A 22,697-nucleotide genomic window follows, 5' to 3' on the forward strand; every position below is an offset into this window, starting at 1 on the left:
CCGCAACTGGAAGCCAGCGCTAAACCGTTTTATGATCGAATTTGGTGATCGCTTGGTCGATCACCAGTAACCAGCGGCATGGGCGGTTACACAGAATTATTTACAGCCTCCGGGCCGATAAATATCACTCCTTTCATGCTCGCTCCAATTTAGCGAAAGACAGAACCCCGATTTCCTACTATTGTTCCAGCTAATCCGCTTCTTTATCAGACCAGACTGCAAACTCATTGCCGCACGGCTCGGTAAAATGAAAGCGCCTGCCGCCGGGAAAGGGGAATATCGGCTTAATAACCGTCCCGCAGGCTTTTGTCACTTTTTCCTGCGTGCCTTCCAGGTCATCGCTATAGAAAACCAGCAGGGCGGCGCCATTTTCCGTCGATGAATTCAAGTCCGCCTGGAAGAAGCCGCCATCGAGCCCCTGATCCGAGAAAGCCGTGTACTCCGGACCGTAGTCCACGAATGACCAGCCAAAAGCCTTTTCAAAAAAGGCCTTGGTTTCCGGGAGGTTCCTCGATGGAAATTCCACGTAATTGAGTTTTTCGTTTTCGTTCATCAATCACTCTATGGTTGGTGTGTAACTACGGCGCAGACCCTCTACCTAAAAATGGCCCTGATACCGCCTATCCCCGTATTTTGCGGCCACTTATTCCGGCTGCCAGGTTCCGTCCACGCCTAATTTAACGTCTTTATCTTTTCTTTTATTTCTGCTTTTTGCTCTCGGCTTATCGCCCTTCCCAGCAACCCTTCGAGAGACATCTTGTAGGCCACATTTAGCGCCTCACCCTCAGTAACAACTACATCCGGTTGAACGCCAATCCCCTCCCAATTCTTCTTTGTAATGGGATTGATCGCCTTTGCAATCGGGATCGCCACCTGGAATCCATATTCCAGTTCAAAAAACTGCCACGGATTCGCTCCTCCCCTTGTCACCTCTCCTAGAATCGTGGCCCGCTTAAGAGCTTGGAGGTTATATGCAAACTCTTCGGCGGCCGAAAAGGTGCCTGGTCCGGTCAAAATATAGACAGGAGCGTCAGGCCGTTTCTTTCCCTTTACTTCATCAAGAGTCCAAAATTCAGAGGTAGTGTTGGAAGACTTCCAGTAGATACTGTTTAGATGGACACGCTCGTCAAACAAATAACTGCTTAACAGGCGAACCATATCCACACTACCTCCACCGTTCTTCCTGAGATCGAAGATGATAGCGTCGGTATCCGCAATCAACGCCATTGCGGCTTCCGCCCGCTTCCGGGATCTCTCATTGACATTATCGAAACCCCAAAGTTCGATATAACCGACATTACCCTCCAGAACTTCCACTCGTTTAAAGCCAGAGTTTTTACGATCCAGCTTTGAAAACCAACCTTCTTGCGCCTGGATGGGCTTAGTAGTCTTGGGGTCTTTCCATCTAACACCAAAGTGTTGATCGTGGTCGCGCAGAACGGATGTAAGTATTTCTGCAACAGTGATACGGGTACCGGCCGCCTTCAGATTTTCAGAGTTAATGGCTTTATTTAATGAATTGAGAATATCTGGCAGTTCGTCTTCCATTACATAGCGATCGGAAATTTCATTGATCAAAGAATTGACCAATTGGCTTTTCTGCTGGGCAGTAAATTCTTGAGAGAATGCTGTTGACGAAATTGCTACTAAAAAGATGGCTATAAATTTATTCATTTCTTCCTCAACAGCATGGATGCACTAATTGTATATTTTTCATGTGGTACGCAATCTTCCCGAGCGAGCACTAGAGGGCGCCGGAACATTGATCCTTTAGCAACTTCTTACGCCGGCACAGGATAAGGCAACAATAAAAGATGCAAGAGATTCACGCCCCAATGCGCCAGCACGCAGGCCCAGAAGTTGCGGCGCAGGTACCAGAGCAGCGAGTAGCAGAAGCCGGCGACGGTAACCAGGCCCAGGGCTGTTGGCGAAGCCGCCCAGCCGGTATGCAACAGGGTGAAGATCGCCGCGGCCAGCAGCACTGCTATCCAACGCCAGCGCCCCAGCAGCTCCTCCGTGCCCCGCTGCAGTATCCAGCGGAAGAAACCCTCCTCGCTGATACACACCACCAGCAGATTGACGACTGCGGCAACCGCGATGGCGGTGCCGAACTTGGGCGACAGGCCGGTCAGCGCCAGCCCGCACAGAAAAGGCAGGGCAGCTGTGGCGGCGATATAAGGAAGGTCGCCGCGCTTTAGCCAGCAGCCTTGTCGCACCATAAATGCAACTACCGCAATGGCAATCACCGCTTTGCCCGGATTGAAAGCGGCATAGATTGAGTTTCCAGCAGTATCGCTATAGGGCGGCAGCAGTTCGATGCGCTCACTGCCGGGAAGGATACCCAGTGCAGTTACCAGCATCAGCAGGGCGGTAGCCGGGTAGGCAACGGCACGCGTCCAGCCGCTTTGGCTTTCGATGGCGCAGAGGGAGAGCCAGATTACTGGTGCGGCGACACCGGTGAGGCCGAAGGGAATGGCACAGAGAGACAGTATTGCCGCCGGCAGCAGATAGCTGTGGCCGAGATACTTCAGGTCGAGCTCCCCTACCTGCTCGGTCCCCTGGTTGGTGCGCATTGCGTCCTGCCTTTCGGTTGGAATCAGCCGTTAAAGGTAGCGCGCATGGACCTGTATGTCAGCTTCATTTTCGCCGGATCCAGCGGAGCCTTGAAAAACGCGTGGTAGTGGCCACGCGGGTTGATCAGCACCACCTGGGAGCCGTGATCGACAGTGTAGTTGCCCTCTTCCAGCGGCACCTTGTTGAAGGGCACATTGAGTTGGTTGGCGAAGCGCTTCAGGCTGAGGAATTCGCCGGTGACGCCGCGGAAGTCCGGATTGAAGTAGCGCACGTAGTCGCGCAGTTGCTCGGGTTTGTCCCGCTTGGGGTCCACCGACACCAACAGGATATCGGTGTCTGCACGGGTCTCAGCGTCCAGGGTCTGGTAGAAGCTGTTCAGCGTAGCCAGGGTGGTCGGGCAGATATCCGGGCAGTGGGTGAAGCCGAAGAAGACCAGGGTCCAGCGGCCGGCGAGACTTTCCGTGTGGAAGGCTTCACCGCTGTCGGCCAGCAGCTCGAAGCTGTCCAGTATGCGCGGTCGCTCCAGTTTTACCGCGCCGTTCAGTCGCAGTTCGGAATCGGTGATCACCCGCGGCTGGCTCAGCTTGTACAGGAAGCCCGCGAGTACCGCCGCCATAAACAGCACCAGTACCGCGACGGTGAGCCATATTCCGCGCTTCTGTTTTGCTGTAAGTTCGTTAGCCATGATTTACACCGCAATCAGGTAGTGGTCCAGCAACATGATGCAGAAGAGCGCCATCAGGTAGATGATGGAGTATTTGAAGGTCTCCATGCCCGCGTCGGGATTTTTATCCCGCAGCATTTCCACCGCCCAGTAGACGAAGCCGAGGCCCAGCACCACCGCACCGAGCAGGTAGAGCCAGCCGAGCATGGCAGTGGCAAAGGGTAGCAGGCTGACTGCAAACAGGATAAAGGTGTACAGCAGTATATGCAGCTTGGTGTAGGCGACGCCGTGGGTCACCGGCAGCATGGGGATATCGGCTTTCGCGTAGTCCTCGCGCCTGTGCACCGCCAGGGCCCAGAAGTGCGGCGGCGTCCAGGCGAAGATGATCAGCACCAGCAGCAGGCCGTGACCGTGCATCTCGCCGGTAACCGCCGTCCAGCCCAGCAGCGGCGGCGCGGCGCCGGCGATGCCGCCGATCACGATATTCTGCGGCGTGGCGCGCTTTAGGAACATCGTGTAGACGACGGCGTAACCGAGCAGGGAAACCAGGGTCAGCCAGGCGGTGAGCGCATTGACGAACACCAGCAGGAGGGACATGCCGGTGCAGCCGAGCAGCAGCGCGAAGGCCAGCGCCTTGTGCGGCTCGACCCGGCCGCGCGCCACCGGGCGATTGGCGGTGCGCGCCATCTTGATATCGATCTGGCGGTCCACCAGGTGATTGACCGCGGCGGCGCTGCCGGCACAGAGGGCGATGCCCAGGTTGCCCAATACCAGGATATCCAGCGGCACCATGCCCGGCACGGCCAGTAGCATGCCGATCACCGAGGTAAGGATCATCAGCATCACCACCCGCGGTTTGGTGAGCTCGTAGTAGTCACGCCAGCTGGCGCGGCTCTGGGTAGCGGTTTGTGTGGCCATGAGTTCACCTCGTTATTATCTTTATCGTCTTCGCTGCGATTCGCCCGGCTACTGTTTGGTTTTCCTATAGCTCTCCGGCCAAAACCGAATCGTCAGTATCCACCTTGTCCCGTGAGTTCTCCCTTCCTGCCGCCGGCTGCGCCGTCTGTATCCGGTAGCAGAAGGTCAGCAGGCCGAGCAGCAGCAGCGCCGCGCCGGCGTTGTGGGCCACGGCGATCGGCAGCGGCAGGAACATCACCACGTTGGCGATGCCCAGGCAGACCTGCAGGCCGAGTGCGCCGGCCAGGCCGACCGCCCAGCGGCGCGAGCCGGCGCGCCAGGCGAGTAGCGACAGGGCGAGTACCAGCAGGCTGACCACCAGGGCGCCGATCCTGTGAGTCAGGTGTATTGCAGTACGCGCGTCGCTCTCCAGGGCGCCGCCCAGGTAGTTGGGGCCTATCTGCTGGGCGATATTGAAACCCTGGCTGAAATCCGCCTCCGGCCACCACTGGCCGTGGCAGGTGGGGAAGTCCGCACAGGCCAGCGCGGCGTAGTTGGAGCTGGTCCAGCCGCCCAGGGCTATCTGCAGCACCACCGCGGCGACAGCGGCGAAAGCCAGCGGACGGATTTTCTGCAGTGCGCGGAATTCGTGCGCGGGAATAAAACGCCCTTCGTTCGGGGGAGAGTTGCGCAGTCGCTCGACGATCAGCCACAGCATCGACAGGGTCGCCATGCCGCCGAGCAGGTGGGCCGTGACCACCTGCGGCCAGAGTTTCAGGGTCACCGTCCACATGCCGAAGGCGGCCTGCAGCACAATCAGGGCCAATAGAATATGCGTCTGCTTGAAGGCGCGCTGGCCGCGGCGGCGCCAAGCCAGTACCGTCAGGCCACCCACCAGTAACAACAATGCGCCGGCGAAGTAGCGGTGCACCATCTCCGGCCAGGTCTTGTCGGCTTCCACCGGCGCGTGGGGGAATGCGGCGTTGGCATTTTCGATTTCGTGGTGTTCGTCGGGCCAGGTCAGGTGGCCGTAGCAACCGGGCCAGTCCGGACAGCCGAGACCGGCATCCACCAGGCGGGTGAAGGCGCCGAGCACGACGACCACTACCGCCAGGATACAGCCGGCCAGGGCCAGGCGCAGGCGCCAGTCGGTGTGCGGTCTGCCGTCGGTGGGATCTATTTCGTAATTATCCATGTCTCTCCCGCTTACTGCTCATAGGAGTACTTCAGTAGACGCTTGATATCTTTCAGCAGCTGGTTGCCGCTGTGGTGGTTGTCATAGGCCATCATCGCATAGCCCTGTTGGTCCACCAGCAGGGCCCTGGGGTCGGCGATAGCCTTGTGGGCCGTCTGCTGCTGCAGCTGTTGCAGCGTGCCCGCTCCCAGCTGCAGCAGACGCAGGCGCGGGTGTTCCTGTTGCAGTTTCTGCCGCTGTTCCTCCGTCAGTGGTGAGGCAGTCACCAGCAGCCGCTCCACCCGATCCGCCTTCTCGCCGAGGCGGATATGCACCTGGCGGCTGGTGTAGAGGAGTTTTTCGCAGTCGGCGGTGCAGTCTCCCTCGGGTACTATCAGGTAGCGCCACTTCGCCTTTTCCGCACCCAGCTGCAGCGGTACCCCGCCCCGCTCGGTGAACGGCAGCTGGTTGATATTCACCGGCGGCTGCAGCAGCTCGCCCTCGTTGACTGTGCCATCGGGCATGCCCAGCCCGGTGTAGAAGACGACATAGGCAGCCGCGATCGGTAGCAGGACCGAGGCGATCACGGAAATGCCCTGGAAACGGCCAAGGCCGGATGGCTTTGTGCCGGCGGCTTCTGTGTTGGTAGTGGTCTGGGTACTTTGATTCACGGCGTGTTACCTCGCAGTACTTCTCGTTATTTTCTTCACAACAGCTGCGGCGCTGGTTGCGGCGAGCAACCACAGGATCACCAGCGCAGCGGCCATCGCAAACCACTGGGCGGCATAGGCGCGGTGGCGCTCGGGCGGGCTGTTGATCAGCTGCCAGTCGGTTACCAGCGCCGTGTCCGAGTCGGCGCTCAGGCGGATGGACCACTGGGGCCGGGCCAAGTCCAGACTACCAGCAAATGCGCTGTCTAGCTGCTGAATTCTTTGGCCGCTCGCGACTCGTGGTTCTTCGCCGGTTTCCTCCACCGGGTAGAGAAAGCCGGTGACCACCTTCGCCGCCCGGGGCCAGGCGATTTCCGGCAGCCGATCCCGTTCGGGAGGCGCTTCGACCCAGCCGCGATTGACCAGCCAGCGCTGCTCGGCGGAGACGAACACCTGCAGCACCTCGTAGCCCACGCGACCGCCCCGCGTGCGGTTGTCCAGCAGGTGGTATTCGTCGGTGTAGCGGCCGAGCAGACGCACCGGCATGTAGGGCTGCAGCTTTTCCGCTTCGGCGGCGCTGTCGGTCAGGGGGCGCGGCTGCGATGACAGGCGGGCGTCTATGGCGGCGTTGAGTGCGGCCTTCTCATCGGCGCGGTTCAGCTGCCAGACACCGAGGGACAGCAGCAACGGGAGCAACAGGCCGCTCAGGACGGTAAGGGGCCAGTTGCAAATCAGTGCTACACTGGGCTCCCTCTCTGGGGCTGAGGGCTCTTTCGCTGGCACTGATGAACTTTGTACTGTCATGCCCTGCTACAACAAAAATGGCGAATAAAATATGTGGCTGAAGATCGTTATTGTATTTCTGTTTCTCGCGGTGCTGGCCAGCCTGTCCAGCGCGCTGTTTTTCCTGCTGCGCGATATGGGCGCGCCGGAATCGAAGCGCACCCTCTATGCCCTCGGCATCCGCATTTCCCTGGCGGCGCTGTTGCTGATTGCCATCTGGTATGGCTTTGACAGTGGGGTGCTGTCCAATACGGCGCCCTGGGCGGACAAGTACTGATTACCTCTTTTTGTTGGGGTTGGCGGAGCTCGCCCCAACGGATTCGTCAGGAACCGAGTACGTAGACGAAGATAAACAGCCCCACCCAAACCACGTCCACGAAGTGCCAGTACCAGCTGGCCGCCTCGAAACCGAAGTGATCGTCCGGTTTGAAGTGGTGCGCGATCACCGAGCGCAGCAGCATGATCAGCAGCATAATGGTGCCGAGGGTCACGTGGGCGCCGTGGAAGCCGGTCAGCATAAAGAAGGTGGTGCCGTATATTCCGGATTCCAGGGTCAGGCCCAGGTGCTGGTAGGCCTCGTAGTATTCCTCCACCTGGAAGAACAGGAAGAGCGCGCCCAGGGCCACGGTCACCCCCAGCCAGATATTAAAGGCTTGGCGCTGGCCCTTCTTCAGGAACACGTGGGCGAAATGCACGGTGACGCTGGAGGCGAGAAGGATGATGGTGTTCCACAGCGGCAGGTGCCAGGGATCGATGATTTCCCTGGGACCGACGAATTTGGCCGCATCCCCGTTCACCGCTGCGTCCGGCGTCACCATCAGCGGCCAGGTGTTCTCGAAGCCCTGCCACAGCATATTGGACGTGCCGCGGTCCCCCTCGCCACCGAGCCAGGGCAGCGCAAAGGTGCGGATATAATAAAGGGCGCCGAAGAAGGCGGCGAAGAACATCACCTCGGAAAAAATAAACCAGCCCATGCCCCAGACGTAGGAGCGCTTCAACTGATCGCTGTTGAGGCCGGCCATATTTTCCCGGATCACGGCGGCAAACCAGAACCAGAGTACCGTCGCCATGGCCAAGGCGCCGGCGAAGAAAATGTACGAGCTGCCGCCGTTGATCCAGCTGGCGGCGCCGAAGGCGGTCAGGAACAGACCGACCGTGGCAAAAATAGGCAGCCGGGACTGCTCGGGCACGTAGTAGCTGCTTTCAGTGGCCATAGTATTTATCCCTCCCGGAAAATCGCCGGCGATTTCCGTAATTTAACTTTTGGTTTTTATTCTGTCCGTTACATCAAACAGCGTATAGGAAAGGGTGATGGTGTTGACGCCGGGGGGCAGCTCCGGGTCGATGATAAAACGCAGCGGCAGCTCCGCGCTCTCCCCCGCCTTCAGGCTCTGCTGGTTGAAGCAGAAGCACTCCGTCTTGTGAAAATATTCCGCCGCCTTGAAGGGCACCAGGCTGGGGATGGCCTGGCCGACCATGTCGCGGTCGGTCGGGTTGGCGGCCAGGAAAACCGTGTCCATCGCCTCGCCCGGATGCACCTTCAGCGAAACCACACCGGGCTTGAAACGCCAGGGCATGTTCTCGTTGTTGCTGGCGACGAACTGCACCGTGACCAGCCTGTCAGTGTCCACCGCCGCCGGCACCGCCTCGTACCTGCCGCCGGTCTTGCCGTTCAGGCCGGTGATTTCACAGAAGGCGTCGTAGAGCGGCGGCATCACGAAAATCGCGAACACCAGCATGCCGGCGGCGAGCGCCAGCAGCTTGGTGGTCAATATTGCATTTTCGCTCAACCGCATTTCCGGACCTGCTTACTGCACCGCGGGCGGCGTGCTGAAGGTGTGGTAGGGAGCCGGCGAGGGCACCGTCCACTCCAGCCCCTCCGGGTTGTCCCACACTTTGTCGGTGGCCTTCCTGCCGCCCTGCACGGTGCGGATCACATTGAACAGGAAGACGATCTGCGCGGCGCCGAACAGGAAGGCGCCCATGCTGGCGATCTGGTTGAAGTCGGCAAACTGCAGCGCATAGTCGGGAATGCGGCGCGGCATGCCCGCCAGGCCGACGAAGTGCATCGGGAAGAAGGTCACGTTGAGGCCGATGAACGCCAGCCAGAAGTGCACCTTGCCCATGGTCTCGTTGTACATGTTGCCGGTCCACTTGGGCAGCCAGTAGTAGACGCCGGCGGTGATCGAGAAGATGGCCCCCGGCACCAGCACATAGTGGAAGTGGGCCACCACGAAGTAGGTGTCATGGTACTGGAAGTCCGCCGGGGCTATGGCCAGCATCAGACCGGAGAAGCCGCCGATGGTGAACAGGATCACGAAGGCCACCGCGAACAGCATCGGCGTCTCGAAGGTCATGGAGCCGCGGAACATGGTGCTGACCCAGTTGAACACCTTCACCCCGGTGGGCACCGCGATCAGCATGGTGGCGTACATGAAGAAGAGCTCGCCGGCGATGGGCATGCCCACGGTGAACATATGGTGCGCCCAGACGATAAAGCTCAGGAAGGCGATGGAGGCCGTCGCGTACACCATGGAGCTGTAGCCGAACAGCGGCTTGCGCGCGAAGGTGGGGATGATCGCCGACACTATGCCGAAGGCCGGCAGGATCATGATGTACACCTCCGGGTGGCCGAAGAACCAGAACACGTGCTGGAAGAGCACCGGGTCCCCGCCGCCGGCGGCGCTGAAGAAGCTGGTGCCGAAGTGGATATCCATCAGCATCATGGTCACCACGCCCGCCAGTACCGGCATCACCGCGATCAGCAGGTAGGCGGTGATCAGCCAGGTCCACACGAACAGCGGCATCTTCATCAGGGTCATGCCCGGCGCGCGCATGTTGAGGATGGTGGCGATGATATTGATCGCCCCCATGATCGAGCTGGCGCCCATGATATGGATGGAGAAGATGAAGAAGGTCACGCTCGGCGGCGCGTACTCGGTGGACAGGGGAGCGTAGAAGGTCCAGCCGAAGTTGGGCGCACCGCCCTCCATGAACAGGGTGGAGGCCAGCATCGCGAAGGCGAAGGGCAGTATCCAGAAGCTCCAGTTGTTCATGCGCGGCAGCGCCATGTCCGGGGCGCCTATCATCATCGGGATCATCCAGTTGGCGAGGCCGACGAAGGCCGGCATCACCGCGCCGAAGACCATGATCAGGCCGTGCATGGTGGTCATCTGGTTGAAGAATTCCGGCTGCACGATTTGCAGGCCGGGCTCGAACAGCTCGGCGCGGATCACCAGCGCCATGCAGCCGCCGAGCAGGAACATCGCGAAGCTGAACCACAGGTACATGCTGCCGATGTCTTTGTGGTTGGTGGTGTAGAGCCACCGCTTGAATCCGGGTTGCGGACCGTGTGCCATGACCAGTTCCTCTACTGCTTATTCTTGAAATTGAGAATGTCGATGGGCTGCACGGTGTCGCCCATGTCGTTGCCGAAGGCATTGCGCTGGTAGGTGATCACCGCGGCCAGGTCCACCTCGGGCAGCTGAGGGCCGAAGGCCTGCATGGCCGGGTTGGTCTGCGAGCCGTTGATCACCATGCCCAGGTGCCCCTCCAGCGGTCCGGTGGCCACCGCGGAACCGGCGATGGCCGGGAAGACACCGGGAACCCCCTGGCCGTTCGGCTGGTGGCAGGCGGCGCAGGTGCGGTTGTAGACCTTCTCGCCCTGGGCGAAGAGTTCGTCGAAGGTGAAGGTCTTCTCGGTGAGTTCGCGCATCCTGGCCGCGGCCGCGGCGCGCTCGCCCAGCCAGGCGTCGTACTCGGCTTCCGGCACCGCCTTGACCACGATCGGCATGAAGCCGTGGTCCTTGCCACACAGCTCGGCGCACTGGCCGCGGTAGAGGCCCGGTTCGTCGATGCGGGTCCAGGATTCGTTGATAAAGCCGGGGATGGCATCCTTCTTCACCGCCAGTTCCGGCACCCACCAGGCGTGGATGACGTCGTTGGCGGTGATCAGGAAGCGGATCTTCTTGCCCACCGGCACCACCAGAGGCTCGTCCACTTCCAGCAGGTAGTTTTCCGTCTTGGGCTGCTGGTTGTCGATCTGTGCGCGGGGGGTGGAGAGGTTGGAGAAGAAGGAGACATCGGCACCCAGGTAGTCGTATTTCCACTTCCACTGGTAGCCGGTGATCATGATGTCGAGATCGGCTTCCTCTGTGTCGTAGATATCGTAGAGGGTCTTGGTGGCGGGGACCGCCATGGCGATCAGGATCAGGGTGGGGATAATGGTCCACACCAGTTCCACCGCGGTGCTCTCGTGGAACTGTGCCGCCTTGTACCCCTTGCTCTTGCGGTGGCGCCACATGCTGTAGAACATCACCCCGAACACCAGCACGCCGATGACCACGCAGATCCAGAAGATCAGCATGTGCAGGTCGTAGGTGGTCCGGGCAACCTCCGTCACCCCCTGGGTCATATTGACCCCCCAGCGCTCGACTCCCTGTTCTTCCGCCAGCGCGGAATGGGCAAGCACCGAAGTGGCCGACAAGGCGAACAGCCGATTGAAGCCTCTCAACATCGCCTACAGATCTCCGTGTCTTGCGAGTTCCCCTGCGGAAACCCGTAATTATTATTTTCGGCCGCCGGCCGCCACGGATAACTGGAGTCCCCCGCCGCCGGAAACCGGCCGCAGGCAATCCCACACAAAAATTGTGGACATGCTGTAGTAACACAAGACTACATACACTGGGCGGAGAGAAACCTCCGCGATACTGCCGTCAGTGCAACTTGTTATTCTTAGTAAAAGATTTTTACTTCAGATGTCGTCGTCCGGAAGGTACAACCAACAACCTGTGTCTTTTTGTCGCATCTACTGCACGGTTAAAAGGAACATATCGCCGGCGAAAAGTCAATTAGCCCGCCAGCCCAAAATCCGCTCCACCCTCCCGGAAACACGAACAGCAACTTACATCACCACGACCGCCCGGAAGCGGACCTTGCCCTCCAGCAGACGCTCGCGGGCACGATCCACTTCCGCGAGCCTGTAGGGTTCCACAATCGCCTTTACCCGGCCGCGCGCGGCGAGATCCAGAGCCTGGTAGAGATATTCGCGGTCGTTGTGCTGGCTGCCGATGATCTGCGCACATTTGGCCACCAGGGCGCCGGTGGAAACCTCCAGGGGTTTTGATCCCAGCCCCATCACCACCAGTCGGCCCATGGGGCGCAACCCCTGTATCGCGTCGGCCTGGGCAGCCGAGGAACTGCCGGTCGCCAGTACTATGTCCGCACCGCCGGCGGAGGCCAGTTCCGCACCGGAACGCACGATTTCATCGGCGCCCAGCTTCCGGATCAAGGGGTCCTTATCGGGTGAGCGACTGAGGGCGATGGTGTGCAAACCCGCTTCCCGGGCATACTGCACCGCCATATGCCCCAGGCCACCGATTCCCACCACCGCCACCCGATCCCCCGGCTTGGGTGCTGCCGCCCGCAACCCGGCGTAGGCAGTGTAGCCGGCGCAGAATACCGGCGCCGCCTGCTCGAATGAGAGTCCATTGGGAATCAGTACTGCTGACTGCGCATAGGCGAGCATAAATTCCGCGTGACAGCCGGGCAGTTGCATACTGGTACCCAGCTTGTCGGCGCAAAACAACGGCCGCCCCCGCTGGCACCATTCACAGCGCCCACAGGCGCCCTGCCACAACAACACCCCCACCCGGTCCCCAATTTTCCGCTCGCGTACTCCCGGCCCCACAGCGACAATCTCACCAGCGGCCTCGTGCCCCGGGGTCCCGCACTGCTGGTGCAAGTCGTTGTAGCAGAGGCCGCTGGCGCGAATGCGGATCAAAACCTGGTTGGCCGCGGGAGCCGGCATTGGCAGATTTCGGATATTCCAGGATCTATCCCGGGGAGAAATAACGACGGACTGCATTGCTAATACCTCGTTTCAAATTGAGAATAGAGCCGACCCGCGAACCGTACAGTTGCACAGCGGAAACGACGCCCTTGCCGCGAGCGCCAAGATTGACAAAAACCCTGTAAATATCAATTACTTACAAGTTTGTAAGTACCAATGGAAAAGTGGGTAATCTGCAGGTGGAACAGGAACGGAGTGGCTGTGGCCTCGGCGCCGCCTTGAAGGTTATCCACGGCAAGTGGAAGCCCACCATTATCTGGGAGCTGCACGTCCGGCCATTGCGCTTCGGCGAATTGCGACGCCGGGTGTCGGGGATCAGCGAGAAGGTGCTGTTCGAACAGCTGCGCGACCTGGAGCACAGCGGCGTTGTCCACCGCCAGGTCTTCGACGAGAAGCCAGCCAGGGTCGAATACTCCCTGACTGCCGCGGGGAGCGAGCTCAACCGTGCAGTGCACGCCCTGGCCGAATGGGGTAGAGCCTATGCGCGCGGAGGCGAGCCCGTAGCGCCCTTCATGCAGTGAGCTTCGCCGCAACCGGCGGTATACCCAGCTCGCCCCCATAGTGCGATGGATGAACGCTCGCGAGATCGCCCCAAAGGGCGATCAGCCCCCGCTGTATTTGCCCACCCTTTCTGCTAGTGTCCGCAGCCCGCCCGCTGCAACAGAGTTTTAATGAACCGCGATTACAGGAATATCAGTTTTTGGTTTGCCGGCCAGGAGCTGCAGGCGCGACCTCAACTGACCCGGGATCTGCAGGTGGATGTCGCCATCGCCGGGGCCGGCTTCACCGGCCTGTGGACGGCCTACTACCTGAAGCAACTGGCCCCGGAGCTCTCCATCGCGATTGTCGAGGCCGAGACCGCCGGCTTCGGTGCCTCGGGGCGCAACGGCGGCTGGCTGATGGGGTCCGTGGAGGGAATGGGACGGCTGCTGGAAGGACTGTCCCCGGCGCGGGCCGGATCGCTGCGCGAGGCGGTCCGGGGCATTGTCCCGGAAGTACACCGGGTACTCGAAACCGAACAGATAGGCTGCGACTTCAACTGGGGCGGCGGCCTCTTCGCCGCGGCCCGCTTCGAAGAACAGCTGCCCCGGGCGCGGGCGCAGCTCGCCGGCCTGCGCGAACAGGGATTCGGTGAGGACGACTACCGCTGGCTGGACGCCGCCGAGGCCGCGGCGCTGGTGAATGTGCGCAACTGCCGGGGCGGTGTCTTTACGCCCCACCTGGCCACCGTCCACCCGCTCAAGCTGGTGCGCGGCCTGGCCCGCCGCCTCGAGGAGCGCGGGGTCACAATTTTCGAGCAGAGCCCGGTAACCGCCGTGGAATCGCGGCGCCTGCAGACGGCGACGGCCAGCGTCGGCGCCCACATAGTGGTCAGCGCGCTGGAGGCCTGGTCGGCGACACCCCGCTCGCCCTTCCCCAGACACACGATACCCGTCGCCAGCAAGATACTGGTCACCGAGCCGCTGCCACCGGTTCTGTGGCAAGAGATCGGCTTCGACCGGCGCCCGGCCTTCAGCGACCAGAGCCGGCTGATCTCCTACGCCCAGCGCACCGCCGACGACCGGCTGCTGTTCGGCGCCCGCGGCAGCTACCAATTGGGCGCGAAGATTCGCCGCAGCGCCGCCCTCAGCAGCGAGGAAATACAGTGGCAGCGGCGCTACATGCTGGATTTCTTCCCCGCGCTGGAGAAGGTGGACATCACCCACGCCTGGGCCGCCTCCCTGGGTATGGCCCGCGGCTTCCGCCCCCACGCACTGCTGGATCGCGAGCGGGGGCTGGCGCTCGGCGGCGGTTACACCGGCGAGGGCGTGGGCGCGTCCAACCTGATCGCGCGCACACTCGCCGACCTGATCCTCGGGCGGGACTCGGCGCTGGCACAGATGCCCTGGGCGCATATCGGTCCGATCGAGCGCGCCCTCCCCTCCTGGGAGCCGGAGCCCCTGCGCTGGCTGGGTTACAGGACCGTGCAGTCGATCTTTGCCTGGGAGGAGCGACTGTGCCTGGATGCCGGCGCGGCGCGCTGGAAAAAGAACCTGGCCGGCCATCTCGCCGACCGGGCGGAAAAATTGATGCACTGAAATATCGAGGGCACAGAAAGCAGCCGTTTAACCCGATACGAGGCCCTGCCGCTGGTGGCCGTCTGGCAAATGTTTACCGATGAGGTTTTTTGCCGGACGGCCACCAGCGGCAGGGCCGGTCGAAGCCTCTTGGGACAAGCCCCCGAAAAGTATGCAGCAACCACAACCCACAACCCACGCCCGCGTCTGGAGCCTGGCCTGGCCGCTGATCCTGAGCAATATCTCGGTACCATTGCTCGGCGCCGTGGACACGGCGATTCTCGGCCACCTGCCCTCGCCGGAATACCTGTCCGGCGTCGCCATAGGCGCGAGCGTCGTATCGATGCTGCTCTGGGCCTTCGGCTTCCTGCGCATGGGCACCACCGGCCTGGTGGCGCGGAGCCCTGGCGATAGCGGTGAAACTGACAGCGGCGAGGCCTGGCTGCTGCGCGCGCTGCTGCTGGCGCTGATTCTGGGGCTCGCGCTCCTGCTGCTGGTGTCGCCGCTGCTCGGCGCTGTCGTGCAGTGGATGAACGCCAGCCCGCAGGCCGCGCCCCACGCCCAGGCCTACCTGCAGATCCGCCTGCTGAGCGCGCCCCTGGCGCTGGCCAACTTCGCCCTGCTGGGCTTCTTTATCGGCCGCCAGAACAGCCGCGCGCCGCTGCTGATACTGCTCACCGCCAACCTGCTGAATATCGCCCTCGACTTTGTGCTTATCGTCGGCCTGAACCTGGGAGCCAGGGGCGCGGCCATGGCCACCGTCTGCGCCGATATCTGCGCTTTTGTGCTCGGCCTGCGCCTGCTGGGGCGACTGGACACGGATATCCGGAAAAATATTTCCCGGCAACTGCGCCGCGCGGACTTCTTTCCCTGGCGCGCCGCGGCGCCCTGGCTGGAGCTGCTGCGCATCAACGGCGACCTGTTCGTGCGCACCTGCCTGCTGCTGCTCACTTTCACCTTCTTTACCGCCCAGGGCGCGGCCCAGGGCGACGCGGTGCTCGCGGCCAACGCGATACTGCTGCAGCTGCTGATGATGACCTCCTACGCACTGGACGGCTTCGCCCACGCGACCGAGGCACTGGTGGGCGAGTCGGTGGCAAAGAGATCACTGCGGCTTTTCCACGCCACCGTGCGCACCGCCGGAACCTGGGCGCTGGCCAGCGCGACCGCGATCACCCTGCTGCTGGTTTCCGGCCGCCCGCTGATACTGCCGCTGTTTACCGATATCGATGCCGTGATCGAGCAGGCGGGCCGGGTTTACTGGTGGCTCTGCGCCCTCCCGCTGATCGCGGTGTGGAGTTACCAGCTGGACGGTGTCTTTATCGGTGCGGGGAAAAGCCGGCAGATGCGCGATACCATGTTCGTGGCAACCGTGCTGATTTTCTTCCCCGCCTGGTGGCTGACACGGGGCTGGGGCAACCATGGCGTCTGGCTCAGCCTGTTTTTGTGGTTTAGTGCGCGCTCCCTGGGATTGCTGATCTATTATCGCTACTACACTTTAGGCAAATCGTGGATCTAACTGGAGCGACGGTACCAACCCATCTTCTTTTATCGTTAAGCAGTATTGCCACTTCGCAAATCAACGGAAAAGGGGATACCGCCGTTGACACAATAAAAAGTGGTAGCGATGTACGACGACTATCAAATAATTCAGCAGTGCATTGACCGCGCGGTTACCCTCGAGCGCCACAAGGGGCGTTTCCATCGAGCGATGCGGCGCTCCCTCCCCAGGCTGCACCGCAGCATCCAGCTGCCGCAGCAGGATATTCCCCGGCACATCACCTGTTTTGTAATCCGCTATATCCAGGCGGTCCCCGAGTGGCTGCGGCAACTGGAGACACTCTGCGAGGCCGCAGGAATCCGATTCGCCCCGGTGCGCGAAGTGATAGGGCGCAGTTTCGCCGAACCTCCGGAAAGGCATCCCGATCAGGTGGGCCTGGCGGCCCTGCTCGACGACGCCTACCTGGCCCACCGCACCCTGGAGGAGATCAACGAACAACTGCAGCCGGCCTGCGGCATGCCGCTATTGCCGATGGACCCCATGGTGGCGAACCTGGTGGTGCGGGAACTGCTCGGCGAGCAGTATGCGGGCGAGCTGGACGAGGTCTGCATTGCACTGGGGCACAGCTTCCGCGGCCAACGGCTGGCTCCTGACAGCCTGGTGGCGATGATTCTGTGCAGGCAGCGCTTTATCGCAACCCCGGGGACCTGGCCGGATTTCGCGGCGGAGCTGGATATTGCACTGCGGCCACCCGTGGCCGAGTACGAAAGTCACACGCTGCACTGAGCGGAGAAGGACCGGAACAATAATAAAATCAGGATGGGTAGGATTGGGCGGACACTGTTATCGCTTGCCTGGTAATAACATCGTACGCCCATTATTTTTTATTCCCCTGCCGTCAGTTGCTGCCTCTGTACTATCTGTTTCCAGTTGCCGAAGAATTCGCTCTCTCCCTGCAGAATCGCGCTGTTCAGGTTGTCGACCTCGCGGCGCAGATTGCCGTCGTGGAAATACAGGCTTCCGGCGCGCAGGCTGTATCCGCGGGGACTGTCCGCCAGCAGCCGGTAGAAGCGCTCCACCCGCTGCAGATGTGCATCCACCTGGCGCCTGGAGAAATTTCCCTTGCGGTAGAAATCCAGTACCTGCGCGTCGATCTCCTGCAGGGCGCGATCGCGGCTCTGCGGCGACAGGTCGCTGCCCGCCAGCTGGCTGTGGATATCCGTGCGCAGATCCTGCAGATAGCGGTCCGCCGCCTGGGCGGAAACCTTCAGCCGGTCGATGGTGCGCTGGCGCCTCCTGAGCGAGTCGCGGTTCTTCAGGGTGCGGCTGTCGGACATTTCCCGCGCGGCGAAATCCCCCAGGGGGCGGAAGATGGTCTCGTGCTGCAGCTTGCTGTGACGGGTCAGCTTTTCGCAGATGGCGATGGCCTCCTGCCACTCGGCATAGGGCTGGCCATCGAGCTGCTGCTGCGGCAGCTGTGCCACCGCCTCGTCCAGTTTCCGCCCCTGCTCCCGGTAGAAGTCCGGCTGCGCGCGCCAGTCATTGGCCTGCAGGCGGAACAGCGACAGCAGCCCCTGGTTGATGCAGCTGGCCAGCAGGTGCGCCGTCTGTTCCCGCTGCTGCGCGCGCAGTTTGCGGTAGTAATCCAGGCCGTAGAGGCCGGCTATGGCGACCACCAGCAGGAATGCCAACAGTGGGTAGAGTTTCTTCATTATTTTTATTTTTTCGGTGGCTGGATGATTTTTACCGGCGCCTCGATTTCTTTGCCTTCATCGCGCTTGTTCACCCGCGTCACCAGCTCCTGCGGTGACGACTGCAGGCGTATCTCATCCTTGAATCCGCAGGCGACGCACTCGCGATAATTCCTGCCGCCCTGGCGGTAGTTGACGATCCTGTCCATCTCGCTGCAGCGCGGGCAGACTGCACCGGCGATAAATCTTTTTTTCAGCGGCTTGTCGCCGTCGTCTTTCGTCATAGGGGTACTGCTCAATCTACTGATACCGTTGTCTTGAAGCTCCGACCTGCCCTGCCGCCAGTGGACACCGCACCGTCAGCGCTGGGCGGCGATCGCCTCAACCAGTTCGGCTTTGTTCATACGGCTGCGACCCGGGATATCGAGTTCCTGGGCACGCTCGTAGAGTTGGTCCCGCGAGAGCGCTTTCAGCTCGGTGCGCCGGCTTTTCCCCCGGCGGGCCGTCTTGCCGTTACCGCCTCCCTTCGGGGGCCGGACGCTCGCGCGCGCCGGCTGCTGCGGGGGACGACCCTCGGCGAGGCTCTGCTTGAGCACCTGCATCAGGTCGATCACCTCGCCGCTCTTTGCCGGCGCGACCGCGGGTTCCTCCCCGGCCAGCTCGACCACATCCTCGCCCCGCGCCAGCTTCTCCTCGGCGCGTTCGACGATACGCTGGCTCTGCGGGTCCTGCAGTGTCTCGCGCTCGAACGTCTCGTGGCTGAGCGCAGCAATGGCTTTTTCCATGGCTTTCACGCGCCGCTTGTCGGGAGCCTCCTTCTCCGGCAGTTCCATCTCCTCCGGCGAGCGTATTTCCTCGGCGAAACGCAGGGTCTCGGCACGCAGGATACCCTTTTCGGCGATGATCGCCACCAGGTACTCCTTGTCGCGCATGACGAAAGTGGCGATGCCGGCGCGCCCCGACGCCTCCATGCTCTCGGCCAGCAGGCGGTAGGCCTTGGTGATGCCCTGGTCGGGGGTCATCAGGTAGGCCCGCTGGAAGTACATCGGATCTATCTCGTCGACGTCGACGAACCGCTTGAGATCGATCTCCTGAGATTTCTCCGGCGCCAGCGACGCGAGTTCGCGGTCCTCGATCACCACGAATTCGTTCTTCGCCACCTCGTAGCCACGCACCAGCTCGTCGTTGTCGAGCGCGCGCTCGTCCTTCTCGCAGAAGTAACGCCGTGTCAGCGGCGTGCCATCGCGGTCGACCATGCGCAGCGACACCGGCCTGGAACGGTTGGCCGGGTAGAGGTTCACCGGCAGGCTGACCAGGCCGAAGCTGATGGTACCCGACCACAGGGGGCGGGGGCCGCTGGGGTGGAAGCGCTTCTTCTCCTTTTTTTCTTCACGCTTCTTTTCCCTTGGCTCCGCGGTCTTGCGCTTTCGTTGGCTAGGCACGCTTTCTCTCCTTCTTCAGGCTGGCCTCGAGCGCCCTGGACAGGTCCTCGGAGGGCTCGCGGCGGCGCAGGGGGACTACCTTGACGCTCTTGCCCTGCCGCTTGGCTTCGATCAGCTCCAGCACTCGGGCGCGATATTCGTCGTGGTACTGGTCGGGGTCGAACTCGGCCTCGAGCATGCCGATCAGCTGGCGGGCCATGTCCAGCTCCCTGGCATCGAGCGGTTTGCCCTTGGGCGGCTCCAGGGAGTCGATCGGGATCACCTCCTCCTCGTGACGCAGCGACACCAGTATCGGCACGCCGCGATGCAGGCGCAGGGCGCCGACGTAGGATTTCTTGCGCATGACCCAGCGCGCCAGGCCCTCCCGGCCGCTGTGCTCGAGCGCCTCGGCGAGGGCGAAATAGGTCGATTCACTGCCGTCGGGACCCAGGTAGTAGGGGCGGTCGTACCAGCGGTGGTCGATCGCTTCTGGCGGCATGAAACGGAGGATCTCGATATCGCGCCCCGCCTCCGGCTCCAGCGCGTCCAGTTCCTCCTGGCCGAACATCACCAGGGTGCCCTCGCCAATGGGGTAGGCGCGATGGATCTCGTCGTAGGGAACTATCTCGTCGGTCTCGGGGTTGACCATGGCCTGCTTCACCGGCAGGCGGTCCCTGGCGTGCAACAGCCTGAAATGAACGCTGCGGTCCTCTACCGCCGAGTAGAGCTTGACCGGAACCTTCACTTCACCGAAGCGGATCACCCCCTTCCATATCGCCTGTGCGCTCATCGTGGTATCTCCCGATCCAGTGACTTTACCCCCACCGATTCGAGCAGCTCGGCATCCAGTGGGCGCGCCGCGTCGGAGAAGCCGGCCCAGGGATCGCCGCGCAGGGCCGCGAGCCGGCGGCGCAGGTTGCCAACGTTGTAGCGGTCGGGGCGCAGCGCCGCGCCGAGTTCGTCCCAGCGGACCGGCACCGCCGCCGGGGCCCTCTCGCGGGCGCGCACCGTGTAGGAGGCCACCGCCGTGGCGCCGCGGCCGTTGCGCAGGTAGTCGATGAAGATGCGCCCCTCGCGCCTGGCCTTCGATGGATTGATCGTCAGCCGCTTGGGGTCCTCCCTGGCGTGCTGGCCGGCGACGGCGCGGGCGAAGGCCTTGGCCCGGTCCCAATCGGCCTCGGGTACCAGGGGCACCACCAGGTGCAAGCCCTTGCCACCGGTGGTGCGCGGGAAGGGCGTTAGCCCGAGGGCTTCGATGCGCTCGCGCAGGGTGCCGGCGACGCGCAGCACCTCCTTCCAGGCCACGCCCTCCCCCGGGTCCAGGTCGAAGACCAGGATATCCGGCTGCTCGAGGTGATCGATGCGGCTGCCCCAGGGGTGGATCTCCAGCGCACCGGCCTGTACCAGGCCGACCAGATCCGCGGCGGACTCGACGTAGAGGTATTCCTCACTGCCCTCCTTCTCCGGCACCTCGACCCGCGGCACACGCTCGGGAATGGCGCTGCGCGGATGCTTCTGGAAGAAGCATTCCCCGTTGCGGCCCTCGGGACAGCGCAGCAGCGCCAGCGGCCGCCGCACCAGCTGCGGCAGCACCCAGTCCTGGATTCGCTCGTAGAAACGCGCCAGGTCGAGCTTGGTCAGCCCCAGTTCGGGAAACAGCACCCGCTCGGGGTGCGTCAGGCGCACGCCGAGCAGCGATGTCTCGCCCTTGCGACGGCCGACGCCGGCCCTGCGCCGGGGGGCGGAGTGGTCGGCAGTCTCTTCCCTGGCGGGCGTCATGCGGATTTCCCCGGGGTCGCGGTCCTCGCGCAATCCGCGAAATACCGGATGGCGGGGACGGCCGTCCCGGGTGCGCTCGCTGAACTCCACCTCGACCACCAGTTCGGGGCGTACCCAGTGCGCCGAGCGGCTGTCCGGCACGGCGGCGTGGAAGGGCGAGTGGTCGATCTCCAGGGACGTCAGGGTCTCGCCCAGGTCCTCCAACTGGCGCTGGCTGAAGCCGGTACCGACGCGCCCGGCGTAGACCAGCCCCTCACCGCCATAGGCACCGATCAGCAGCGCGCCGAAGCCGGTGCGCGCACCGCCGGGCTCGGTATAGCCGCCGACCACAAACTCCTCCTGGGTGACGCACTTGACCTTGAGCCAGTCGCGGCTGCGCCTCTGCCGGTAGTGGCTATCGGCGCGCTTGCAGAGGATGCCCTCGAGCCCCATCTGGCAGGCGCGCTCGTAGAAGGCCTCTCCTTTCCCCTCGAGATGGTCGGAGTAGCGGACGGTGCCGCCCTCGATGCCGGCGGCGTCGAGCAGTGCCCGGAGGCTACGCTTGCGTTCCAGCAGTGCCACGCCGGTAAGGTCGTAGCCGTCCAGGTAGGGCAGGTCGAAGACCTGGTAGATCAGATCGGTCGTGCGGCCGCTGGCGAGCGCCTCCTGCAGCAGGCCGAAACGGCTGATGCCGTCTTTGCCCATGGCCACCACCTCGCCGTCGAGCAGCGCCGATTCCGCCGGCAGCGCCTGCAGGGTCTCGGCCAGTTCGGGGAAGCGTTCGGTCCAATCCTTGCCGTTGCGGGTGATCAGTCGAACCCCGCCGCGCTCCACCCGGGCCAGCAGGCGGTAGCCGTCGAGTTTGATCTCGTAGATCCAGTCGCCCCGGGACGGGACCTCGGCGGCCGCGGTGGCCAGTTGCGGCTTCATTCCCCGCGGCGGCTTCGCGCGCCGGACGCCGTCGAGCTGCGACGGGTCGGGCGGCGTCCGGGGGGAGGGAATAATGCGGTGGTTCGAAGACCAGACGGCGTCGCGATCCCCGGCGATCTGCGCCATGCTGCGCCCGCTGGCGATGCTGCTGTCCTCGTCGACACTGAGGGAGGCGGCCATGCGCGGCTCGTCGTCGTGGCGCTTGATCATCAGCCAGTTGCGCCCGCGCTTGTCCTGGCTTTTGCCGCTCATGCGGGTCAGGGTCCAGCGCCCCTTGAGCCGCTCGCCGTCGAGCTCGATATCGATATGGTCCTTTTTTGGGCGTCCCCTGACCCGCCAGGTGCCGCGATCCCAGAGCATCACGGTGCCGCCGCCGTAGGCCTTGGCGGGTATTACGCCCTCGAAATCGCCGTAGTCGAGCGGGTGGTCCTCGACCTCCACGGCCAGGCGCTTCTCACCGGGTTCCAGGCTCGGCCCCTTGGGCAGTGCCCAGCTCTTGAGCACGCCGTCCCGCTCCAGGCGCAGGTCAAAGTGGTCGTGGCTCGCCGCGTGCTTGTGCATGACGTAGAGGTCCCCCGAACCCGAGGCGCCGGGCGCCTCGCCGGCGGGTTCCGGGGTGCGTGTGAAGTCGCGCTTGCGGCGATACTCCTCGAGTCTCTGCATCCACTCCGTCCGCCGAACTGCTCTTTACGGGCCTCCTTTCAGACTAGTTCCGCGGGGTTGGAGCGCCAAGCTGCCGCGCGCAG

General features: G+C 62.6%; 23 protein-coding genes. 5 read left to right on the plus strand and 18 right to left on the minus strand.

The window, feature by feature from the left end; translation table 11 throughout:
* Positions 1–190: 190 nt before the first annotated feature.
* The 8 genes from AC6R19_RS14725 to AC6R19_RS14760 all read right to left on the minus strand — a co-directional run bounded on the left by AC6R19_RS14725 (position 191) and on the right by AC6R19_RS14760 (position 6,655).
* The gene (locus tag AC6R19_RS14725; protein ID WP_500580596.1) at positions 191–553 is read right to left on the minus strand and encodes a VOC family protein; all 363 of its coding nucleotides are present in this window, start codon (positions 551–553) and stop codon (positions 191–193) included.
* Positions 554–672: 119 nt separating this feature from the next.
* Positions 673–1,674 carry a S41 family peptidase gene (locus tag AC6R19_RS14730; RefSeq protein ID WP_500580597.1) on the minus strand — a complete coding sequence of 334 codons (1,002 nt, stop codon included), beginning with the start codon at positions 1,672–1,674 and terminating at the stop codon, positions 673–675.
* 107 nt (positions 1,675–1,781) lie between these two features.
* On the minus strand, positions 1,782–2,573 hold the full coding sequence (locus tag AC6R19_RS14735) for a CPBP family intramembrane glutamic endopeptidase (RefSeq protein ID WP_500580598.1): 792 nt from the start codon (positions 2,571–2,573) through the stop codon (positions 1,782–1,784).
* A gap of 23 nt (positions 2,574–2,596) precedes the next feature.
* Complete coding sequence (locus tag AC6R19_RS14740; protein WP_500580599.1) at positions 2,597–3,259, minus strand: SCO family protein; 663 nt, start codon at positions 3,257–3,259, stop codon at positions 2,597–2,599.
* Positions 3,260–3,262: 3 nt separating this feature from the next.
* A complete protein-coding gene (gene cyoE / locus AC6R19_RS14745) occupies positions 3,263–4,156 on the minus strand; it encodes a heme o synthase (protein WP_500580600.1) in 894 nt (297 codons plus the stop codon).
* A gap of 64 nt (positions 4,157–4,220) precedes the next feature.
* Positions 4,221–5,330, minus strand: coding sequence for a COX15/CtaA family protein (locus AC6R19_RS14750; protein ID WP_500580601.1), 1,110 nt, complete (start codon positions 5,328–5,330; stop codon positions 4,221–4,223).
* An 11-nt stretch (positions 5,331–5,341) separates the two neighbouring features.
* Positions 5,342–5,980 (minus strand): redox-active disulfide-containing membrane protein, encoded by a 639-nt coding sequence (locus AC6R19_RS14755; RefSeq protein ID WP_500580602.1) that lies wholly within the window; start codon positions 5,978–5,980, stop codon positions 5,342–5,344.
* A gap of 6 nt (positions 5,981–5,986) precedes the next feature.
* The gene (locus AC6R19_RS14760) at positions 5,987–6,655 is read right to left on the minus strand and encodes an SURF1 family protein (protein ID WP_500580603.1); all 669 of its coding nucleotides are present in this window, start codon (positions 6,653–6,655) and stop codon (positions 5,987–5,989) included.
* Positions 6,656–6,794: 139 nt separating this feature from the next.
* Here AC6R19_RS14760 and AC6R19_RS14765 point away from each other — a divergent pair, with 139 nt between their 5' ends.
* Positions 6,795–7,019 (plus strand): DUF2909 domain-containing protein, encoded by a 225-nt coding sequence (locus AC6R19_RS14765; protein ID WP_500580604.1) that lies wholly within the window; start codon positions 6,795–6,797, stop codon positions 7,017–7,019.
* A 46-nt stretch (positions 7,020–7,065) separates the two neighbouring features.
* Here AC6R19_RS14765 and AC6R19_RS14770 read toward each other — a convergent pair whose 3' ends face one another.
* The 5 genes from AC6R19_RS14770 to AC6R19_RS14790 form a co-directional block, all read right to left on the minus strand.
* Complete coding sequence (locus AC6R19_RS14770) at positions 7,066–7,956, minus strand: cytochrome c oxidase subunit 3 (protein WP_500580605.1); 891 nt, start codon at positions 7,954–7,956, stop codon at positions 7,066–7,068.
* 42 nt (positions 7,957–7,998) lie between these two features.
* Positions 7,999–8,538, minus strand: a complete 540-nt coding sequence (locus AC6R19_RS14775; RefSeq protein ID WP_500580606.1) for a cytochrome c oxidase assembly protein — start codon at positions 8,536–8,538, stop codon at positions 7,999–8,001.
* A 12-nt stretch (positions 8,539–8,550) separates the two neighbouring features.
* Positions 8,551–10,101 (minus strand): cytochrome c oxidase subunit I, encoded by a 1,551-nt coding sequence (ctaD, locus tag AC6R19_RS14780; RefSeq protein ID WP_500580607.1) that lies wholly within the window; start codon positions 10,099–10,101, stop codon positions 8,551–8,553.
* A gap of 11 nt (positions 10,102–10,112) precedes the next feature.
* Entirely contained in the window at positions 10,113–11,258 is a 1,146-nt protein-coding gene (gene coxB, locus AC6R19_RS14785) for a cytochrome c oxidase subunit II (RefSeq protein WP_500580608.1), read from the minus strand.
* Positions 11,259–11,645: 387 nt separating this feature from the next.
* Positions 11,646–12,551: an alcohol dehydrogenase catalytic domain-containing protein gene (locus AC6R19_RS14790; protein ID WP_500580609.1), complete on the minus strand. Its 906-nt coding sequence runs from the start codon at positions 12,549–12,551 to the stop codon at positions 11,646–11,648.
* Between the two features lie 206 nt (positions 12,552–12,757).
* Between AC6R19_RS14790 and AC6R19_RS14795 the strand changes: the two genes are divergently transcribed.
* From AC6R19_RS14795 to AC6R19_RS14810, 4 genes are all read left to right on the plus strand, one after another.
* On the plus strand, positions 12,758–13,114 hold the full coding sequence (locus AC6R19_RS14795; protein WP_500580610.1) for a winged helix-turn-helix transcriptional regulator: 357 nt from the start codon (positions 12,758–12,760) through the stop codon (positions 13,112–13,114).
* Positions 13,115–13,264: 150 nt separating this feature from the next.
* The gene (locus tag AC6R19_RS14800) at positions 13,265–14,671 is read left to right on the plus strand and encodes an NAD(P)/FAD-dependent oxidoreductase (RefSeq protein ID WP_500580611.1); all 1,407 of its coding nucleotides are present in this window, start codon (positions 13,265–13,267) and stop codon (positions 14,669–14,671) included.
* A gap of 151 nt (positions 14,672–14,822) precedes the next feature.
* The gene (locus tag AC6R19_RS14805; protein WP_500580612.1) at positions 14,823–16,169 is read left to right on the plus strand and encodes an MATE family efflux transporter; all 1,347 of its coding nucleotides are present in this window, start codon (positions 14,823–14,825) and stop codon (positions 16,167–16,169) included.
* A gap of 108 nt (positions 16,170–16,277) precedes the next feature.
* A complete protein-coding gene (locus tag AC6R19_RS14810) occupies positions 16,278–16,937 on the plus strand; it encodes a hypothetical protein (protein ID WP_500580613.1) in 660 nt (219 codons plus the stop codon).
* Positions 16,938–17,035: 98 nt separating this feature from the next.
* Here the strand turns inward: AC6R19_RS14810 and AC6R19_RS14815 are convergent, their stop codons facing one another.
* From AC6R19_RS14815 to ligD, 5 genes are all read right to left on the minus strand, one after another.
* Entirely contained in the window at positions 17,036–17,863 is an 828-nt protein-coding gene (locus AC6R19_RS14815; protein WP_500580614.1) for a hypothetical protein, read from the minus strand.
* Positions 17,864–17,868: 5 nt separating this feature from the next.
* Positions 17,869–18,126, minus strand: coding sequence for a YheV family putative zinc ribbon protein (locus tag AC6R19_RS14820; protein WP_500580615.1), 258 nt, complete (start codon positions 18,124–18,126; stop codon positions 17,869–17,871).
* 75 nt (positions 18,127–18,201) lie between these two features.
* Positions 18,202–19,284 (minus strand): non-homologous end joining protein Ku, encoded by a 1,083-nt coding sequence (gene ku, locus AC6R19_RS14825; RefSeq protein WP_500580616.1) that lies wholly within the window; start codon positions 19,282–19,284, stop codon positions 18,202–18,204.
* Positions 19,277–20,053, minus strand: coding sequence for a non-homologous end joining protein Ku (gene ku, locus AC6R19_RS14830; protein ID WP_500580617.1), 777 nt, complete (start codon positions 20,051–20,053; stop codon positions 19,277–19,279). The genes ku (AC6R19_RS14825) and ku (AC6R19_RS14830) overlap by 8 nt, the downstream gene beginning before the upstream one ends.
* Positions 20,050–22,614, minus strand: a complete 2,565-nt coding sequence (gene ligD / locus AC6R19_RS14835) for a DNA ligase D (RefSeq protein ID WP_500580618.1) — start codon at positions 22,612–22,614, stop codon at positions 20,050–20,052. The genes ku (AC6R19_RS14830) and ligD overlap by 4 nt, the downstream gene beginning before the upstream one ends.
* Positions 22,615–22,697: the final 83 nt, after the last annotated feature.

Source organism: Microbulbifer sp. SE14, from assembly GCF_059834885.1.